Below are 17,948 nucleotides of genomic sequence, written 5' to 3'. Positions count from 1 at the left end.
CGCTTCGGGCTCTCCGGTCTCGCACACCAGGCGTTGTAAATGAAACTACTGATCCTCGACCGCGACGGCGTCATCAACCAGGACTCCGACGACTACATCAAATCCCTCGAGGAATGGCTCCCCATTCCCAGCGCCATCGCTGCCATCGCCCGCCTGAGCCAGGCCGGCTGGACCGTCGCGGTGGCCACCAACCAGTCGGGTATTGCACGCGGTTACTACGACCTCGCCACCCTGGAATCCATGCATGCTCGCCTGCGCGAGCTGGTGGCAGAGCAGGGCGGTGAACTGGGCGTGATCCAGTACTGCCCCCACGGCCCGGACGATGGCTGTGATTGCCGCAAACCTCGCCCCGGCATGCTCAAGCGCATTGCCGATCACTATGGCGTGGACCTTGCTGGAGTCTGGTTCGTCGGCGACAGCAGCGGTGACCTGGAAGCCGCGCGGGCCGTCGATTGTCAGCCCGTTCTGGTGAAGACCGGTAAAGGCGAACGGACCCTGGCCAAGCCCTTGCCAGCGGGAACCCTGGTATTCGACGATCTGGCGGCGGTTGCCGCGCATCTCCTCCAATAAGGTCAACAACTCCCATGACGACAGTGCAGGCCATCAGAACGTTCATCTTTTACGTGCTGCTGTCGTTGAGCGCCTTTATCTGGGGCACGCTGAGCCTCTTTTTCGCGCCTTTCATGCCGTTCCACATGCGTTACCGCTTCGTGGTGCGCCGCTGGTGCCGTTTCGCCGTGTGGCTGGCCGAAGTGGTGGTGGGCATCCGCTATGAGGTGAAAGGTCTGGAAAACGTGCCGGAACGGCCCTGCGTGATCCTCGCCAAACACCAGAGCACCTGGGAGACCTTCTACCTCTCCGGCGCCTTCGAGCCGCTGAGCCAGGTGGTCAAGCGCGAACTGCTGCGGGTGCCGTTCTTCGGCTGGGCCATGGCGCTGATGAAGCCCATCGCCATCGACCGCAGCAACCCCAAGGCAGCCCTCAAGCAACTGGCCGCGCAGGGCGATGAACGCCTCAAGCAAGGCGCCTGGGTACTCATCTTCCCCGAAGGTACCCGCGTGCCGGCCGGACAGATGGGCAAGTTCTCCCGGGGCGGCGCGGCCCTGGCGGTCAACGCCGGACTGCCGGTCCTGCCAGTGGCCCACGATGCGGGCCATTTCTGGCCCAAGGAAGGCTGGGCGAAGCGCCCGGGCACCATTCAGGTGGTAATCGGCCCGGCGATGTACGCAGAAGGGGAGGGCCCAAGGGCCATTGCGGAGCTGAATGACCGCGCCTACGCCTGGGTGGAAGCCGCTCAGCGGGAGCTCGAAGGCCCGCAAACCGCAGCGGCGGTCGAGAACCCGGCCTGATCTGTGGATAAGCTGTGAACAAAATTTTGGCGAATCGCCAAAATCGCCTCTCAAAGCCCTGAATTTCAAGGCTTTCCCATTCAAAATAAAGCTTAGCGAGAAAGTGCATAACGCTTTCTCGCGGCTGTCCTGCGTCAGCCTTTCAGGTAGCCGGAATCCAGGGCGTTAAAGCAGCGGATGATGCGCTCACGCGCCACCCCAGGAAAGTTCTTCTCGGTCAGTACCACGAGCACACCCGGCTTGACCCGTCCCGATCTCAGCTGCCGCATCATATAGGCGCTGATCTCTTCATCAGTGATCGACGCGTCGTCTTTGTTCTCATCCATCCTGCTACACCTCAAACGGGCTCCAGGGCCCCTGCAAGCGCCTCCAGCCTACGCTCCACCGCTCGACATGGCGACGCCCTACCCTGTCGGTAAAACACGGGAATGCGCGCTGCTGTGGGCAATGGGGGGAAGCTTGGGGAGGGGGAGTTTTACGGAAGCCGGAAAACACTGAGGGGAGCCGAAGCTCCCCTCAAATGTTTCTTCATTTTTTTTGTTGTTGTTCTTATCGAGTGTTCGTTGTTGTTCTTCGCTACTGGCTCATAGCGAGCCAGAAATGGCTGGTCCCAACATGGACCTAGGGCAAACGGATTTTTTTGGACGCTGATCATGCCATCGTCATTTCTGAACCAACCGGAGCGCCGCTACCTCAAGGTAGTTTTATTGTTCTGTTGCTCTGGTTACCGGGTGCGGAACGGCACACCCTGTCCAAAAAAATCGGTTTGCTTCTTCTCTGCGGCTGTTGTTTTTGTTTTGTCAGAGTCGAAAAACGTTCTTTTTGAAGCTTTTTATTGTTGTTGTGCCATATATAGAGCATGAGTCGTGCCATAAAATAAAAAACACATATAAATCAATGTGTTAAGCCATTCACGCTCTCAGGATAGTCCTCGACGTGCCCAGAAATGTTCCCATACGACTCGTCCGGGTTCTCTCGGGCCGGGTCGGGGGTAACACTCCGTCAACATCTTTGCGACCGCGGTGTTACCCCATGTTTCCGGCGAGTATCCCCTTGCCCGGAAAGGAAAAGCTTCCTGTGCGGCGCGGGGTCACGCTGCGGCCAGCAGGTCAATCAGCCAGTCCAGCGCTAAGCCGCAGCCTGCCGTGTCCAGGACAAACTCCTGGCCTCTGAATGCACTGTTCAGCAAACAGCGATTCCCCTCCATCGTCCAGCGACTTCGATTGCGGTGGAAGCTCAATCCTTCCCGGCCTGCTCCAGGCGCAAAAAACGCCGGGAGTTTCCAGCGGGTCTGCAGCCTCGACTCAGGCGCCGTGAGTACCAGGCGCTCATCCACACTGCGAAAGGTACCCGCCCCGGGAAATTCCCGCGCCAGCTGATCCAGATTCAACCTTTCCGTGGCTAGGTACAAGGTGTTGCTGGGGTCCTCCCCATACGCGAAGTGCGGGTGGTATCGCGCCCACGCAACAGCGTCTGACGGCAGCTCATCGACCTTGAGGATTTCACCGACCTGCAGCCATCCCCAGATCACATGCCGGGGCATCTGGTCCGGGATGAAACGCCAACCATCTGCTGCCTGCTGGATCGGGCGAAAGGATCCGAAGAAAAGGAACAGGTCACCCACCGTCACCGATTCATTGCGCAGATGCCCTTGGGCGCTGCCACTTTGCCCCAGCAGGGGCTTCCAGCCAGGCGAGCGGGGAAGGGCGTCAGCGCGCAAATCAGGATCCAGGTGAGCCCCGCTTCCATGCCAGGCGCCATCGCCGGTCAGCAACGCCAGCAATTCGCCAAGATTCACTCCGTCGAAATCAACGCTGGAATAGGTGATTGGCGATCGGTCGTCGGGTATGGGCAGCGAGCAGAGGCGCCCGTCCGGCAGGATTGGACTGGGACAGCCGCCTGCGGACGAATCGAAGCCCTTTCTGCTCAGGATGATGCGCATAACCCAACTGGCTCTCCAGTACGGTGGTGAACTGAACGATGCATTCTGCCAGCGCCCCATCGACGGCCGCCACGCCACAGCTTCCTGGGTCTGGCATCTCGGACACTGCACCTTTCGAGACACTTTCCATTCGTCAAAACAAAACCCCCGACCTATTGGCCGGGGGTTCTGCTTGTTCCTCAGTGTGATTCCTGGTGCGGCGCACCAGAAGGGTTACACGTCGAGGTTGGACACTGCCAGGGCGTTGCTCTCGATGAAGTCGCGTCGTGGCTCCACGGCGTCTCCCATCAGGGTGTTGAAGATCTGGTCCGCCGCGATGGCGTCCTCAATGGTGACCTTGAGCATGCGGCGGACGTTCGGGTCCATGGTGGTTTCCCACAGCTGCTCCGGGTTCATCTCGCCCAGACCTTTGTATCGCTGAATGGTGTGACGCTTGGTGCTTTCGGTCATCAGCCAGGTCAGTCCTTCCTTGAAGCTGGCTACCGGCTTCTTGCGCTCTCCACGCTGGATGTAGGCACCTTCTTCCAGCAGGTTGCTGAGCTGGGCACCCAGCTCGGTCACCTGACGGTAGTCGTTGCTGGAGAAGAAATCGCGGTTGAAGGTGATGTAGTGGGAGAGGCCGTGAGCAGTCTGCTCCACTTCCGGCAGCCACAGGTGACGCTCGCGATCTTCGCGCAGGTTGGCGGTGTAGGTCAGGCCGGACTTCTCGGCTGCCTTCAGGCGGGCCTGGAAGCCTTCCAGCCAGGCCTGCATCACTGGCTGATCGGACAGCTGCTCCACGCTGACGCGGGGCAGATAGATCATGTGCTCGGTCAGGTCCTGGGGGTACAGGCGAGACAGACGCTTGAGGGTTCGCATCACGCCACGGTAGTCGTTGACCAGGCGCTCCAGTGCCTCGCCGGAGAGCCCCGGGGCGTTCTCGTTCACGTGCAGGCTGGCTTCTTCCAGGGCCGACTGGGTCATGTATTCGTCCATGGCCTCGTCGTCCTTGATGTACTGCTCCTGCTTGCCCTTCTTCACCTTGTAGAGCGGCGGTTGGGCGATATAGACGTAGCCGCGTTCGATCAGCTCCGGCATCTGACGGAAGAAGAAGGTCAGCAGCAGGGTGCGGATGTGCGAACCGTCGACGTCGGCGTCGGTCATGATGATGATGTTGTGGTACCGCAGTTTGTCGATGTTGTACTCCTCGCGGCCGATACCGCAGCCCAGTGCGGTAATCAGGGTGCCGACTTCCTGGGAGGACAGCATCTTGTCGAAACGGGCTTTCTCGACGTTGAGGATCTTGCCCTTGAGGGGCAGGATGGCCTGGGTCTTGCGGTTGCGGCCTTGCTTGGCCGAGCCACCCGCGGAGTCACCCTCCACGATGTACAGTTCGGAGAGGGCAGGGTCCTTCTCCTGGCAGTCCGCCAGTTTGCCCGGCAGGCCGGCGATATCCAGCGCGCCCTTGCGGCGAGTCATCTCACGCGCCTTGCGTGCGGCTTCACGGGCACGCGCCGCATCGATCATCTTGCCAACGACGGCCTTGGCCTCGTTGGGATTCTCAAGCAGGAAGTCGGCGAAGTACTTACCCATCTCCTGTTCCACCGCGGTCTTCACCTCGGAGGACACGAGCTTGTCCTTGGTCTGGGAGCTGAACTTCGGATCCGGCACCTTCACCGAGATGATGGCGGTCAGGCCTTCGCGCGCGTCATCGCCGGTGGTGGCAATCTTGAACTTCTTCGCCAAGCCTTCCTGTTCGATGTAGTTGTTCAGGTGACGGGTGAGGGCGGAACGGAATCCCGCCAGGTGGGTGCCGCCGTCGCGCTGGGGAATGTTGTTGGTGAAGCAGAGGATGTTTTCGTTGAAGCTGTCGTTCCACTGCAGGGCGACTTCCACGCCCACACCGTCTTCCTCGCGCTGGATGTTGAAGTGGAACACTTCGTTGACGATGGTCTTGTTGGTGTTCAGGTACTCGACGAACGCCTTGAGGCCACCCTCGTACTTGAACAACTCCTCCTTCCCGCTGCGCTCGTCGCGCAGCACGATACCCACACCGGAGTTCAGGAAGGACAGTTCGCGCAGGCGCTTGGCCAGGATGTCCCAGCTGAAATGGATGTTGCTGAAGGTCTGGGCCGAAGCCTTGAAGTGCACCTCGGTGCCGGTACCCTCGGTTTCACCCACGGGTCGCAGCGCGAACTGCGGAACACCGTGGTGGTAGATTTGCTCCCAGACCTGACCGGCACGGCGGATGGTCAGGCGCAGTTCTTCGGAAAGGGCGTTCACAACGGACACACCTACACCGTGCAGACCGCCGGAAACCTTGTAGGTGTTGTCGTCGAACTTACCGCCGGCGTGCAGCACGGTCATGATGACCTCGGCGGCAGAAACCCCTTCTTCTTTATGGATATCCACCGGAATGCCACGGCCGTTGTCGCGAACGGTGATGGATTCGTCGGTGTGGATGGTGATGCTGATTTCCGAGCAGAAGCCGGCGAGTGCTTCGTCGATCGAGTTGTCGACGACCTCGAACACCATGTGGTGCAGACCTGTCCCATCATCGGTGTCGCCGATGTACATACCGGGGCGTTTGCGTACGGCATCCAATCCCTTCAGCACCTTAATGCTGGAAGAGTCGTACGTGTTGGTTTCGCTCATGCTTCACTCCCGATGTTCGTAGGGCTGATACAGCCATGTTCCACGTGGAACATGGCGACCGGCGTATCCGTGCGCCAGCCGTCCCTCAGAAATTCATGGTCAACGCAGGTGATGAACACCTGGCAATCCAAATCTTCCAGCAATCGACAAAGAGCCTGTCGATGCTGTTCGTCCAACTCTGACGGTAAGTCGTCAACTAGGTAGATGCACTGGCCGCGCTTCGCTTGATTCACCAGATGGCCTTGGGCGATTCGCAGTGCGCAAACCACCAGCTTCTGCTGACCACGCGACAGTATGTCTGCAGCGTTATGTGCACCTGAGCGCAATCGCAGGTCGGCTCGTTGGGGTCCCGCCTGGGTGTGCCCGATCTGTTGGTCGCGGAGGAGGGAAGTGGCCAGCACTTCGGACAGCTCCCGATCCTTGTCCCAGCCGCGGTAGTAACTCAGGGTGAGACTGTCGAGTTCCACAAGGTCGGCAAGAGTCCGTTCAAAGACCGGCTTCAATGCCTGGATATAAGCCCGTCGATACTCATCGATTTCGACGCTGGCCAGGCACAGCTCCCGGTCCCAGGCCGCCTGCGAAGCGGCGTCCAGTGTACCATGCCGGAGCCACGAGTTCCGCTGCCGCAGGGCCTTCTGCAGCCTTTGCCAGGCCGGCAGGAAGCGAGGTTCCACGTGGAACACACCCCAATCGAGAAACTGCCGGCGAATTTTCGGCGCGCCTTCGAGCAGCCGGAAACTGTCAGGATTGATCAGCTGAAGCGGAAGAGCCTCGGCCAACTGGGCGGTACTTTTCGCGTTCTGCCCATCGATACGAATCTGAAACTCCCCCTGCCGATCCCTGGATATCCCCAAGTTGCACTGGCCCCCCTCCGGCAGACTGACCTGACCGAATACTGTGCATGCGGGTTGCTCGTACTGAATCACCGGCTGCAAGCGACTGCTGCGAAAGGATCGCGCGAGACCGAGAAGATGGATTGCCTCCAGCAGACTGGTCTTTCCGCTGCCGTTGGCGCCGTAGAGGATGTTGATGCGGGGGGAGGGGGAGAGGGTCACCGGCTGCAAGTTACGCACGCCGGTGACCGAGATACGGCTGAGTGACATTGAGTCGTTACAGGCGCATCGGCATTACGACATAGGAAGAATCGTCGTTGTCAGCTTCCTGGACCAGAGCACTGCTGTTGGCATCGGACAGGATCAAACGAACCTGCTCAGTGGACATGACGCCCAGCACATCCAGCAGGTAGCTCACATTGAAACCGATCTCGAGGTTACCGCCGTTGTAATCAACAGCGACCTCTTCTTCGGCCTCTTCCTGCTCGGGGTTGTTCGCTTGGATCTTCAGCAGGCTGGATGCCAGGGTCAGACGGATGCCGCGGTACTTCTCGTTGGAGAGGATCGCGGTACGGCTGAAGGCTTCACGCAGCGCCTGGCGATCACCGATCACCAGCTTGTCACCGCCACGGGGCAGGACGCGCTCGTAATCCGGGAACTTGCCATCCACCAGCTTGGAAGTGAAGGTGAACTCGCCAGTCGTGGCACGGATGTGGTGCTGACCGAGGACGATGCGTACCTCGCCATCCTGCTCGGTAAGCAGGCGAGCGAGTTCCAGAATGCCTTTGCGCGGCACGATCACCTGGTGGCGATCGACACCTTCGATTCCAGCCTCCATGGCACACATCGCCAGGCGGTGGCCATCAGTGGCTACCGCACGCAGGATGCCGCCGTTCACTTCCAGGAGCATGCCGTTAAGGTAGTAACGGACATCCTGCTGCGCCATCGCGAAGCTGGTGCGCTCGATCAAGCGGCGAAGCTTGCTCTGTACCAGGCTGAAGTTCAGCGAACCCGGGCCTTCTTCCACCGTCGGGAAGTCATTTGCCGGCAGGGTGGAGAGGGTGAAACGGCTGCGGCCAGCCTTGATCAGCAGCTTCTGCTCATCGACACGGATATCGATCAGGGCATCGCTGGGCAGGCTCTTGCAGATGTCCATCAGCTTGCGCGCGGGTACGGTGATCTCACCCGGTTCAGCCGGCTCTTCCAGGGCGACACGCCCAACCAGCTCGACCTCGAGGTCAGTGCCGGTCAACGACAACTGCTGGCCTTCAACCACCAGTAGCACGTTGGAGAGGACCGGCAAGGTCTGGCGGCGCTCGACGACGCCGGCGACCAGTTGCAGGGGTTTCAACAGGGCTTCGCGTTGAATTGTGAAATGCATGGTCTAGTCCCTTGCCTCTTGGGCTGCGGTCAGGTGGTCAGTGTACGCAGCAGATTCTTGTAATCCTCGCGAATATCCGCGTCGGATTCCCTTAATTGCGCAATCTTACGACAGGCGTGAAGCACGGTGGTGTGGTCTCTTCCACCGAAGGCATCACCAATTTCCGGCAGGCTGTGGTTGGTCAGTTCCTTGGACAGTGCCATGGCGACCTGCCGCGGCCTCGCCACCGAGCGCGAACGGCGCTTGGAGAGCATGTCGGACATCTTGATCTTGTAGTACTCGACTACGGTGCGCTGGATGTTGTCGATGCTGACCAGCTTGTCCTGCAGGGCCAGAAGGTCCTTGAGCGACTCACGGATCAGTTCGATGGTGATGTCCCGGCCCATGAAGTGGGCGTGGGCGATCACGCGCTTCAGCGCGCCTTCCAGTTCACGCACGTTGGAGCGGATTCGCTGGGCAATGAAGAAGGCGGCGTCGTGGGGCAGTTCCACCTTGGCCTGTTCGGCCTTCTTCATCAGGATCGCCACGCGGGTTTCCAGCTCAGGCGGCTCGACGGCAACCGTCAGGCCCCAGCCGAAGCGGGACTTCAGACGTTCCTCCAGCCCCTCGATTTCCTTCGGATAGCGGTCGCTGGTGAGAATCACCTGCTGGCCACCTTCCAGAAGGGCGTTGAAGGTGTGGAAAAACTCCTCCTGGGAACGCTCCTTGCGGGCGAAGAACTGGATATCGTCGATCAGCAGCGCATCCACCGAGCGGTAGAAGCGCTTGAACTCGTTGATAGCATTCAGCTGCAACGCCTTGACCATGTCCGCCACGAAACGCTCGGAGTGGAGGTAGACCACCTTGGCATTCGGGTTCTTCTTCAGCAGGTGGTTACCCACAGCGTGCATCAGGTGCGTCTTGCCGAGGCCAACACCGCCATAAAGGAAGAGCGGGTTGTAACCGTGCTTCGGGTTATCCGCTACCTGCCAGGCCGCAGCACGGGCCAGCTGGTTCGACTTGCCCTCGACGAAATTCTCGAACGTGAACGTACGGTTCAGGTAGCTGGTGTGCTTCAGCGCACCTTCCACCTGCACGGAACGCTCGGTACGAACTGCCGGCGCTTGCACCACGGATGCAAGCGGATCGAGGTTGTCGCGGTTTTCTTCCACGGTCTCGATACGTACCTGCGAAGGTGCGGGAGCAGGAGGCGGCGGTGGTGCCATGACCGGCGGAGGAGGCGGCGGTGCCTTCCGGGGAGCCGGGCTGCGCTTGCTGCCTATTAATAAGGAAAGGGCAGGCGCCAGGCCATTGCCGCGTTCGCCGAGCAACTCAAGAAGCCGCCCCATGTACTTCTCATTGACCCAATCGAGGACGAACCTGTTCGGCGCGTAAACGCGCAGCTCGTCTCCATCGGCTTCAACCTGCAATGGGCGGATCCAGGTGTTGAATTGCTGGGCAGGCAGCTCATCGCGCAGGAGTTCCACGCACTGCTGCCAAAGTTCCACTGACACGGATATCCCCCAAGTCGGAAAGGTGCCGGACGCAAAAAACAGCCGTCATTGTAGCCGCCGCAGAAAGAGTTATCCACACGAAAAAGGGTGAATGGTTGAATAAAATCAAGATGTTATTCACCGCCCCGACACACCCTGTGATTGGCATGAATCTTGTGGATAACCTATCCGTAACCCCCCTTTTTTCCCTGGGGAAAACCGCGGGCATATCCTGCCTGTGGATAAATAGGTCTTTCACCCCCAGCTTCCGCCCAGGCATCCCACAGGCAGGACACGTCTTGTCGACAAGGTTGTTAGCCTGCTGACCGACAGGCAGAATCGCGACTTCGGGTAGTTTTCCACAGGCAGACGCCGTCACCAGTTTCAATAAACATCACCAAGCTTTTCTGAATTTCCTTTCCTTCTATATTCTTTTACCCAGTGGTGCTGGTTGGAAATTGACCTGCCCGCCCCGTTTCACTAGAATTGCCGGTCTCTTTAAACGGGGGCCACTTCCGGCCCGTAGTGACCACCAGGTAAAGCATCATGAAACGCACTTTCCAACCCAGCACCATCAAGCGCGCTCGCACCCACGGTTTCCGTGCCCGTATGGCCACCAAGAACGGCCGTCAAGTCCTGTCGCGTCGTCGCGCCAAGGGCCGCAAGCGCCTGACCGTCTGATTTATCCGGAACGGGTGGTGAGTCAGGGCTTCGGTCGGGAAAAGCGTCTGCTGGTTCCCCGACAATTCAAAGCAGTCTTCGACTCACCGACCGGGAAGGTTCCCGGCAAGCACGTCCTGCTCCTCGCGCGTGACAACGGCCTCGATCATCCCCGCCTGGGTCTGGTGATCGGCAAGAAGAGCGTCAAGCTCTCCGTAGAACGCAACCGCCTCAAACGCCAAATTCGTGAATCCTTCCGCCACAACCTCGAGTTGCTGGCAGGTTGGGACATCGTGATCGTGGCGCGAAAGGGGATCGGCGACCTGGAGAATCCTGAGCTGAGGCATCAGTTCGGCAAACTCTGGAAGCGCCTGGCGCGCAGTCGTTCTCGCCCTGAGCCCCCAACCGAATCAGGGGTGTCTGACAGTCCCCATGCGTAAACTGGCCCTCGCTCCGATCCAGTTCTACCGCTACGCCATCAGCCCTCTGATGGCCAGTCACTGTCGTTTCTATCCCAGTTGTTCTTGCTATGCGCAGGAAGCCATCGAACAGCATGGCGTCCTGCGAGGCGGCTGGCTGACCCTGCGTCGGCTGGGCCGCTGTCATCCGTGGAATCCGGGCGGCTATGACCCGGTGCCACCCGCCAACACTTCCCAAAACTCTTCGATGGCCGAGTAATCATGGATATTCAACGCTCGATCCTGATCGTCGCCCTGGCAATCGTGTCCTACCTGATGGTTCTCCAGTGGAACCAGGACTACGGCCAAGCCGCCCTGCCGACCGCAGGCACCAGCGCCAGCAGCGCGCAAGCGACCCTGCCGGACAACACCGCAACCGCCAAGTCCAGCGACGACGTGCCGACCGCCAATGCAGAACGCACCGAGGCGGCACCCACCCAGCAGGCCGCCGCTCCCAGCACCGACCTGATCCGCGTTGAAACCGATGTCCTCAGCCTGGCCATCGACCCGAACGGTGGCGATATCGTCCAGCTGACCCTCCCGAAGTACCCGCGTCGTCAGGATCGACCGGACGTTCCGTTCCAGTTGTTCGACAACGGCGGCGAGCGTATCTACCAGGCACAGAGCGGTCTGGTCGGCGCCAATGGCCCGGATGCCCGCGCAAATGGTCGCCCGGCCTACAGCGCTGCACAGCGCAGCTACAAATTGGCGGACGGCCAGGAACAACTGGTCGTCGACCTGACCTTCAGCGAAGCCGGCGTCAACTACACCAAGCGCTTCACGCTGACCCGTGGCAAATACGAGCTGCAGGTGTCGTACAAGGTCGAGAACCAGAGCGCCCAGCCCTGGACCGGCAGCATGTACGCACAACTGAAGCGTGACGCCAGCGCCGACCCGTCCTCCACCACCGCCACCGGCGTGTCCACCTACCTGGGTGCCGCGGTCTGGACTCCGGACGAGCCGTACAAGAAGGTGTCCATGAAGGACATGGACAAGCAACCCTTCAAGGAAACCGTTCAGGGCGGCTGGGTTGCCTGGCTGCAGCACTACTTCGTGACTGCCTGGGTCGCACCGAAGGACCAGAACAACGCTATCCAGACTCGCAAGGACTCTCGCGGCAACTACATCGTCGGTTTCGTCGGCCCCGCACTGAACGTTCCGGCCGGCGCCTCGGCAGAGACCTCCGCCACCCTCTACGCCGGTCCGAAGATCCAGAACCACCTGAAGGAACTCTCCCCGGGTCTGGAACTGACCGTCGACTACGGCTTCCTGTGGTTCATCGCTCAGCCAATTTTCTGGCTGCTGCAACATATCCACAGCCTGCTGGGCAACTGGGGCTGGTCGATCATCGTCCTGACCATCCTGATCAAAGGTGCTTTCTTCCCGCTCTCCGCCGCCAGCTACAAGTCCATGGCCCGCATGCGCGCCGTGTCGCCGAAGCTGCAGGCACTGAAAGAGCAGCATGGTGACGATCGCCAGAAAATGTCCCAGGCGATGATGGAGCTGTACAAGAAGGAAAAGATCAACCCGCTGGGCGGCTGCCTGCCGATCCTGGTGCAGATGCCGGTCTTCCTGGCCCTCTACTGGGTACTGCTGGAAAGCGTGGATATGCGCCAGGCCCCGTGGATGTTCTGGATCACCGACCTGTCGATCAAGGACCCCTTCTTCATCCTGCCGATCATCATGGGCGCCACCATGTTCATCCAGCAGATGCTGAACCCGACCCCGCCGGACCCCATGCAGGCCAAGGTGCTGAAGCTGATGCCGATCATCTTCACCTTCTTCTTCCTGTGGTTCCCGGCCGGTCTGGTCCTGTACTGGGTGGTCAACAACGTCCTGTCCATTGCCCAGCAGTGGTACATTACCCGGCAGATCGAGGCGGCCAGCAAGAAGGCAGCAGCCTGACAGCGACGCCAGACCGCTTGAACAAGACGCCCCCTCTGGGGGCGTCTTGCTATCCGCCATTCGCAGACCCGAAGGTATCCACCGATGAATCCTGTCCGTGACACCATCGCCGCCGTTGCCACCGCCCAGGGCCGTGGCGGGGTGGGCATTGTCCGCGTATCCGGGCCGCGCGCCGCGAAGATTGCCGAGGCCATCAGCGGTCGTACGCCGAAACCGCGCTTCGCCCACTACGGCCCCTTCCTCGATGGCACCGGGCAGACCCTGGACCAAGGCATAGCCCTCTATTTTCCGGGTCCCAACTCCTTCACCGGTGAAGACGTATTCGAACTGCAGGGTCATGGTGGCCCGGTGGTCCTCGACCTGCTGCTGCGTCGCTGCATGGAACTGGGAGCACGCCAAGCCCGTCCCGGTGAATTCAGCGAACGTGCCTTCCTCAATGACAAGCTGGACCTGGCACAGGCCGAAGCCATCGCCGACCTGATCGAAGCCAGCTCTGAACAAGCCGCCCGCAACGCCCTACGCTCCCTTCAGGGCGAGTTTTCCAAGCGTGTCCATGCCCTGACCGAGAAGCTGATCCAGCTGCGCATCTACGTCGAAGCCGCCATCGACTTCCCTGAAGAGGAGATCGATTTCCTCGCCGATGGCCACGTGCTGGGGATGTTGGACGGCGTGCGGGAGAACTTATCCACAGTGATCCGTGAGGCCGGCCAGGGCGCCCTGCTGCGCGATGGCATGACCGTGGTGATCGCCGGCCGTCCGAATGCCGGCAAGTCCAGCCTGCTGAACGCCCTGGCGGGGCGCGAGGCCGCCATCGTTACCGACATCGCCGGCACCACCCGTGATGTACTCCGGGAACATATCCACATCGACGGCATGCCGCTCCACGTTGTGGATACCGCCGGCCTGCGGGATACCGATGACCATGTGGAAAAGATCGGCGTGGAACGCGCCCTCAAGGCCATCAGCGAAGCCGATCGTGTGCTCCTGGTCGTGGATGCCACTGCTCCTGAGGCTGTGGATCCTTTTGCGCTGTGGCCGGAATTCCTCGACCGGCGCCCCGACCCGGCGAAAGTTACCCTGATTCGCAACAAGGCCGACCTCAGCGGCGAGTCAGTGGGCCTGGAAGTCAGTGAAGACGGCCACGTCACCCTCAGCCTCTCCGCCCGCTCCGGTGAGGGCCTGGAACTGCTGCGTGAGCACCTGAAGGCCTGCATGGGCTACGAACAGACCGCAGAAAGCAGCTTCAGCGCGCGCCGCCGGCACCTTGAGGCCCTGCGCCAGGCGGGTGCCTTCCTCGATCACGGCCGCTCCCAACTCACCCTCGCCGGCGCTGGTGAGTTGCTCGCCGAAGACCTCCGCCAAGCCCAGCAGGCCCTCGGCGAAATCACTGGCGCCTTCAGCTCCGACGACCTGCTCGGCCGCATCTTCTCCAGCTTCTGCATCGGCAAATAAGCCGCCCCCTCTCCTTATCCACAGCGACTGCGACTGCCTGCTTGCCAGGCGGTCCGTTGCTGCCTGCTCGCCCGGAAAAGCGCCCGCCTGAACCCTGTTGATAAGTTGCCTGTAACCCCGTCCATAAGCCTGGTGAAAACCCGAGGGATAAATCGGCTGTGCATAACTGCCTATTGGATGCACAGCTTTCTGACGGCTTACCCAGTAGCTACAGGCAGGATCGCCACAGGGTTATCATTCCCTGAAAGACGCGTGATAGGTGGCTCCAATCTAGTTATCCACAGAAACCCTGCCCCCCAAGGTATAAACATAAAAACAGGCTTTTTTAAAAATTCTTCTCTCTTATTTTCTTTTACCCACAGGGACTTTTCCCCATCTGGATAACTCCCTGAGAAAAGCCATGTACGAGAGGTTGGCTACTTTTTGGCCAGACGGCTTCATGCCTCAGAAAGAAATCCCCTATACTGTGCGGCTTTCTCTATTTCCCATGCCTGGACAGGCACGAGGTGCGTGGTGGACTTCCCTTCCCGTTTTGACGTGATCGTGATCGGCGGCGGCCATGCCGGCACCGAGGCTGCGCTGGCAGCTGCACGCATGGGCGTGAAGACCTTGCTGCTGACTCACAATGTGGAAACCCTGGGCCAGATGAGCTGCAACCCAGCCATCGGCGGTATTGGCAAGAGCCACCTGGTCAAAGAGATCGACGCACTTGGCGGCGCCATGGCGACCGCAACCGACCTCGGCGGCATCCAGTTCCGTGTCCTCAATAGCCGCAAGGGTCCAGCCGTACGTGCCACCCGTGCCCAGGCAGACCGTGTTCTCTATAAGGCCGCGATCCGCGAGATCCTCGAGAACCAGCCGAACCTGTGGATATTCCAGCAAGCGTGCGATGACCTGATCGTCGAGAACGACCAGGTGAAGGGCGTCGTGACGCAAATGGGTCTGCGTTTCCAGGCAGAGTCCGTGGTGCTCACCACCGGTACCTTCCTTGGCGGACTTATCCACATCGGTCTGCAGAACTACTCCGGCGGTCGCGCCGGCGATCCGCCATCCATCGCGCTGGCTCAGCGCTTGCGGGAACTGCCCCTGCGTGTTGGCCGTCTGAAGACCGGCACCCCTCCGCGCATCGATGGCCGTTCCGTGGACTTCTCGGTCATGACCGAGCAGCCCGGTGATACCCCGATTCCGGTGATGTCCTTCCTGGGTTCCAAGGAGCAGCATCCGCGCCAGGTGAGCTGCTGGATCACCCACACCAATGCCCGCACCCACGAGATCATCGCCAGCAATCTCGATCGCTCGCCCATGTACTCAGGCGTGATCGAGGGCATTGGTCCGCGCTACTGCCCGTCCATCGAGGACAAGATCCATCGCTTCGCCGACAAGGACAGCCACCAGGTCTTCCTCGAGCCGGAAGGGCTGACCACCCATGAGCTGTACCCCAACGGCATCTCCACTTCGCTGCCTTTCGACGTGCAGCTGGAGATCGTGCGTTCCATTCGCGGCATGGAGAACGCCCACATCGTGCGTCCCGGCTATGCGATCGAGTACGACTACTTCGACCCGCGCGACCTGAAGTACAGCCTGGAGACCAAGGTGATCGGCGGTCTGTTCTTCGCCGGCCAGATCAACGGCACCACCGGCTACGAAGAAGCCGGTGCCCAAGGCCTGCTCGCCGGTGCCAACGCCGCTCTGCGCGCCCAAGGCCGCGAAGCCTGGTGCCCGCGCCGCGACGAGGCGTACATCGGCGTGCTGGTGGACGACCTGATCACCCTGGGCACCCAGGAGCCCTACCGCATGTTCACGTCCCGCGCGGAATACCGCCTGATCCTGCGCGAGGACAACGCGGACCTGCGCCTCACCGAGAAGGGCCGCGAACTGGGCCTGGTGGATGACACGCGCTGGGCCGCTTTCGAAGCCAAGCGCGAAGGTATCGTCCGCGAAGAGCAGCGCCTGAAGAGCACCTGGGTCCGTCCGGGCACGCCGGAAGGCGATGCCATTGCCGAGCGTTTCGGTACGCCGCTTGCCCATGAGTACAACCTGCTCAACCTGCTGAGCCGTCCGGAAATCGACTACGCCGGCCTGGTGGAAGTGACCGGTGGCGGCGCGGAAGATCCGCAGGTGGCCGAACAGGTGGAGATCAAGACCAAGTACGCCGGTTACATCGACCGCCAGCAGGACGAGATCGCCCGGCTGCGTGCCAGCGAAGACATCCGTTTGCCCGAGGACCTGGACTACGCCACCATCTCCGGCCTGTCCAAGGAGATCCAGCACAAGCTCGGCAATTCCCGTCCGGAAACCCTGGGCCAAGCCTCCCGCATCCCGGGCGTGACACCGGCAGCCATTTCCCTGCTGCTGATCCATCTGAAGAAGCGCGGCGCTGGCCGTCAGCTGGAGCAAAGCGCCTGATGTCCCTGGTCACCCTGCGCCACGCTGACGAACTGTCCCGTGGCGCGCAGCAGCTCGCTGTCGAACTCACCCCGGAAAAGCAGGAACGCCTGCTGGCCTACCTGGCTCTGCTGATCAAGTGGAACAAGGCCTACAACCTCACCGCGGTACGCGATCCTGACGAGATGGTGTCGCGTCACCTGCTGGACAGCCTGAGCGTCGTGCCTTTCGTGGCAGCGCTTGGGGATAACTGGCTGGACGTCGGCAGCGGCGGCGGCATGCCCGGTATTCCACTGGCCATCCTGTTCCCCGAACGGCGCTTCACCCTGCTCGACTCCAACGGCAAGAAGACCCGCTTCCTCACCCACGTGAAGCTGGAGCTGAAACTCGCCAACCTGGAAGTGGTCCACAACCGCGTCGAAGCCTTCGCCCCCGAGCAGCCGTTCAACGGCATCGTCTCCCGCGCGTTCAGCTCGCTGGAAGACTTCAGCAACTGGACCCGCCACCTGGGCGATGGCGAGACTCGCTGGCTGGCCATGAAGGGCCTGCACCCGGACGACGAGCTGCAGACCCTGCCCGCGGACTTCCGCGTGGAGTCCGCGCATCAGCTGGAGGTTCCCGGTTGCCAAGGTCAGCGCCATCTGCTGATACTGCGCCGCACGCAATGAGGGGGAAGGTGGCCATGGCCAAGGTATTCGCAATCGCCAATCAGAAAGGCGGGGTCGGCAAGACCACCACCTGTGTCAACCTGGCAGCCTCGCTGGTCGCTACCAAGCGCCGTGTGCTGCTGATCGATCTTGACCCTCAGGGCAACGCCACCATGGGCAGCGGCGTCGACAAGCTCGCCCTGGAGCACTCGATCTACGACGTCCTCACCGGGGAATGCGACCTGGCGACGGCGATGCAGTTCTCCGAGCACGGTGGCTACCAGCTCCTGCCCGCCAACCGCGACCTGACCGCGGCGGAAGTGGCGCTGCTGGACATGCCGAACAAGGAGCATCGCCTGCGCGAAGCCCTGGCACCGATCCGCGAGAACTATGACTACATCCTCATCGACTGCCCGCCTTCGCTGTCGATGCTGACCATCAACGCCCTGTCGGCTTCCGATGGCGTGATCATCCCCATGCAGTGCGAGTACTACGCACTGGAAGGCCTGTCGGACCTGGTCAACAGCATCCAGCGCATCGGCCAGCTGCTGAACCCCAGCCTGAAGATCGAGGGTCTGCTGCGCACCATGTACGACCCGCGCATCAGCCTGACCAACGAAGTCTCGGCGCAGCTCAAGGAACACTTCGGCGACAAACTCTACGACGCCGTCATTCCGCGTAACGTGCGCCTGGCCGAGGCCCCCAGCTTCGGCATGCCCGCCCTGGTCTACGACAAGCAATCCCGTGGCGCCATCGCCTACCTGGCGCTGGCAGGCGAACTGGTCCGCCGCCAGCGCGCCAACGCCAAAACCGCTACCGCATAAGGAATC

The 17,948-nt window shown here is 61.0% G+C and carries 16 protein-coding genes; 10 read left to right on the top strand and 6 right to left on the bottom strand.

Features of this window, described 5'->3' with window-relative positions; genetic code table 11:
• The first annotated feature begins 39 nt into the window (after window positions 1–39).
• Both gmhB and TQ98_RS26675 read left to right on the top strand, forming a co-directional pair.
• Complete coding sequence (gene gmhB / locus TQ98_RS26680; protein WP_044873346.1) at window positions 40–570, top strand: D-glycero-beta-D-manno-heptose 1,7-bisphosphate 7-phosphatase; 531 nt, start codon at window positions 40–42, stop codon at window positions 568–570.
• Window positions 571–584: 14 nt separating this feature from the next.
• Complete coding sequence (locus TQ98_RS26675; RefSeq protein WP_044873345.1) at window positions 585–1,349, top strand: lysophospholipid acyltransferase family protein; 765 nt, start codon at window positions 585–587, stop codon at window positions 1,347–1,349.
• Window positions 1,350–1,483: 134 nt separating this feature from the next.
• Here the strand turns inward: TQ98_RS26675 and TQ98_RS26670 are convergent, their stop codons facing one another.
• From TQ98_RS26670 to dnaA, 6 genes are all read right to left on the bottom strand, one after another.
• The gene (locus TQ98_RS26670) at window positions 1,484–1,675 is read right to left on the bottom strand and encodes a hypothetical protein (protein WP_044873344.1); all 192 of its coding nucleotides are present in this window, start codon (window positions 1,673–1,675) and stop codon (window positions 1,484–1,486) included.
• Window positions 1,676–2,439: 764 nt separating this feature from the next.
• A complete protein-coding gene (locus tag TQ98_RS26665; protein ID WP_044873343.1) occupies window positions 2,440–3,291 on the bottom strand; it encodes a hypothetical protein in 852 nt (283 codons plus the stop codon).
• A gap of 213 nt (window positions 3,292–3,504) precedes the next feature.
• Complete coding sequence (gene gyrB / locus TQ98_RS26660; protein ID WP_044873342.1) at window positions 3,505–5,925, bottom strand: DNA topoisomerase (ATP-hydrolyzing) subunit B; 2,421 nt, start codon at window positions 5,923–5,925, stop codon at window positions 3,505–3,507.
• Window positions 5,922–7,028, bottom strand: coding sequence for a DNA replication/repair protein RecF (gene recF, locus TQ98_RS26655; RefSeq protein WP_044873341.1), 1,107 nt, complete (start codon window positions 7,026–7,028; stop codon window positions 5,922–5,924). Before recF ends, gyrB begins: the two co-directional genes overlap by 4 nt.
• A gap of 7 nt (window positions 7,029–7,035) precedes the next feature.
• Window positions 7,036–8,139: a DNA polymerase III subunit beta gene (gene dnaN, locus TQ98_RS26650; protein ID WP_044873340.1), complete on the bottom strand. Its 1,104-nt coding sequence runs from the start codon at window positions 8,137–8,139 to the stop codon at window positions 7,036–7,038.
• A gap of 29 nt (window positions 8,140–8,168) precedes the next feature.
• Window positions 8,169–9,632: a chromosomal replication initiator protein DnaA gene (gene dnaA / locus TQ98_RS26645; RefSeq protein WP_044873339.1), complete on the bottom strand. Its 1,464-nt coding sequence runs from the start codon at window positions 9,630–9,632 to the stop codon at window positions 8,169–8,171.
• Window positions 9,633–10,157: 525 nt separating this feature from the next.
• Here dnaA and rpmH point away from each other — a divergent pair.
• From rpmH to TQ98_RS26605, 8 genes are all read left to right on the top strand, one after another.
• Window positions 10,158–10,292 carry a 50S ribosomal protein L34 gene (gene rpmH, locus TQ98_RS26640; RefSeq protein WP_003290924.1) on the top strand — a complete coding sequence of 45 codons (135 nt, stop codon included), beginning with the start codon at window positions 10,158–10,160 and terminating at the stop codon, window positions 10,290–10,292.
• A gap of 14 nt (window positions 10,293–10,306) precedes the next feature.
• A complete protein-coding gene (gene rnpA, locus TQ98_RS26635; protein WP_044873338.1) occupies window positions 10,307–10,711 on the top strand; it encodes a ribonuclease P protein component in 405 nt (134 codons plus the stop codon).
• Window positions 10,704–10,949: a membrane protein insertion efficiency factor YidD gene (gene yidD / locus TQ98_RS26630; protein ID WP_044873337.1), complete on the top strand. Its 246-nt coding sequence runs from the start codon at window positions 10,704–10,706 to the stop codon at window positions 10,947–10,949. Before rnpA ends, yidD begins: the two co-directional genes overlap by 8 nt.
• 2 nt (window positions 10,950–10,951) lie before the next feature.
• Entirely contained in the window at window positions 10,952–12,634 is a 1,683-nt protein-coding gene (gene yidC, locus TQ98_RS26625; protein ID WP_044873336.1) for a membrane protein insertase YidC, read from the top strand.
• 84 nt (window positions 12,635–12,718) lie between these two features.
• The gene (gene mnmE / locus TQ98_RS26620; protein WP_103103111.1) at window positions 12,719–14,086 is read left to right on the top strand and encodes a tRNA uridine-5-carboxymethylaminomethyl(34) synthesis GTPase MnmE; all 1,368 of its coding nucleotides are present in this window, start codon (window positions 12,719–12,721) and stop codon (window positions 14,084–14,086) included.
• Between the two features lie 513 nt (window positions 14,087–14,599).
• Window positions 14,600–16,492, top strand: coding sequence for a tRNA uridine-5-carboxymethylaminomethyl(34) synthesis enzyme MnmG (gene mnmG, locus TQ98_RS26615; RefSeq protein WP_044873333.1), 1,893 nt, complete (start codon window positions 14,600–14,602; stop codon window positions 16,490–16,492).
• Window positions 16,492–17,139, top strand: a complete 648-nt coding sequence (rsmG, locus tag TQ98_RS26610; RefSeq protein ID WP_103103110.1) for a 16S rRNA (guanine(527)-N(7))-methyltransferase RsmG — start codon at window positions 16,492–16,494, stop codon at window positions 17,137–17,139. The genes mnmG and rsmG overlap by 1 nt, the downstream gene beginning before the upstream one ends.
• Before the next feature lie 14 nt (window positions 17,140–17,153).
• On the top strand, window positions 17,154–17,942 hold the full coding sequence (locus TQ98_RS26605) for a ParA family protein (protein ID WP_044873467.1): 789 nt from the start codon (window positions 17,154–17,156) through the stop codon (window positions 17,940–17,942).
• Window positions 17,943–17,948 lie beyond the last annotated feature (6 nt).

The organism is Pseudomonas sp. LFM046 (assembly GCF_000949385.2).
Classification (GTDB): domain Bacteria; phylum Pseudomonadota; class Gammaproteobacteria; order Pseudomonadales; family Pseudomonadaceae; genus Metapseudomonas.
The sequence above is the reverse complement of the archived record's forward strand: the minus strand, read 5'-3'. Positions and strand labels throughout refer to the sequence as shown.

Coding starts and splice junctions, on each gene's coding strand:
- gmhB (WP_044873346.1), top strand. CDS start 40: ATGAAACTACTGATCCTCGACCGCGACGGCGTCATCAACCAGGACTCC.
- TQ98_RS26675 (WP_044873345.1), top strand. CDS start 585: ATGACGACAGTGCAGGCCATCAGAACGTTCATCTTTTACGTGCTGCTG.
- TQ98_RS26670 (WP_044873344.1), bottom strand. CDS start 1,675: ATGGATGAGAACAAAGACGACGCGTCGATCACTGATGAAGAGATCAGC.
- TQ98_RS26665 (WP_044873343.1), bottom strand. CDS start 3,291: ATGCGCATCATCCTGAGCAGAAAGGGCTTCGATTCGTCCGCAGGCGGC.
- gyrB (WP_044873342.1), bottom strand. CDS start 5,925: ATGAGCGAAACCAACACGTACGACTCTTCCAGCATTAAGGTGCTGAAG.
- recF (WP_044873341.1), bottom strand. CDS start 7,028: ATGTCACTCAGCCGTATCTCGGTCACCGGCGTGCGTAACTTGCAGCCG.
- dnaN (WP_044873340.1), bottom strand. CDS start 8,139: ATGCATTTCACAATTCAACGCGAAGCCCTGTTGAAACCCCTGCAACTG.
- rpmH (WP_003290924.1), top strand. CDS start 10,158: ATGAAACGCACTTTCCAACCCAGCACCATCAAGCGCGCTCGCACCCAC.
- yidD (WP_044873337.1), top strand. CDS start 10,704: ATGCGTAAACTGGCCCTCGCTCCGATCCAGTTCTACCGCTACGCCATC.
- yidC (WP_044873336.1), top strand. CDS start 10,952: ATGGATATTCAACGCTCGATCCTGATCGTCGCCCTGGCAATCGTGTCC.
- mnmE (WP_103103111.1), top strand. CDS start 12,719: ATGAATCCTGTCCGTGACACCATCGCCGCCGTTGCCACCGCCCAGGGC.
- rsmG (WP_103103110.1), top strand. CDS start 16,492: ATGTCCCTGGTCACCCTGCGCCACGCTGACGAACTGTCCCGTGGCGCG.
- TQ98_RS26605 (WP_044873467.1), top strand. CDS start 17,154: ATGGCCAAGGTATTCGCAATCGCCAATCAGAAAGGCGGGGTCGGCAAG.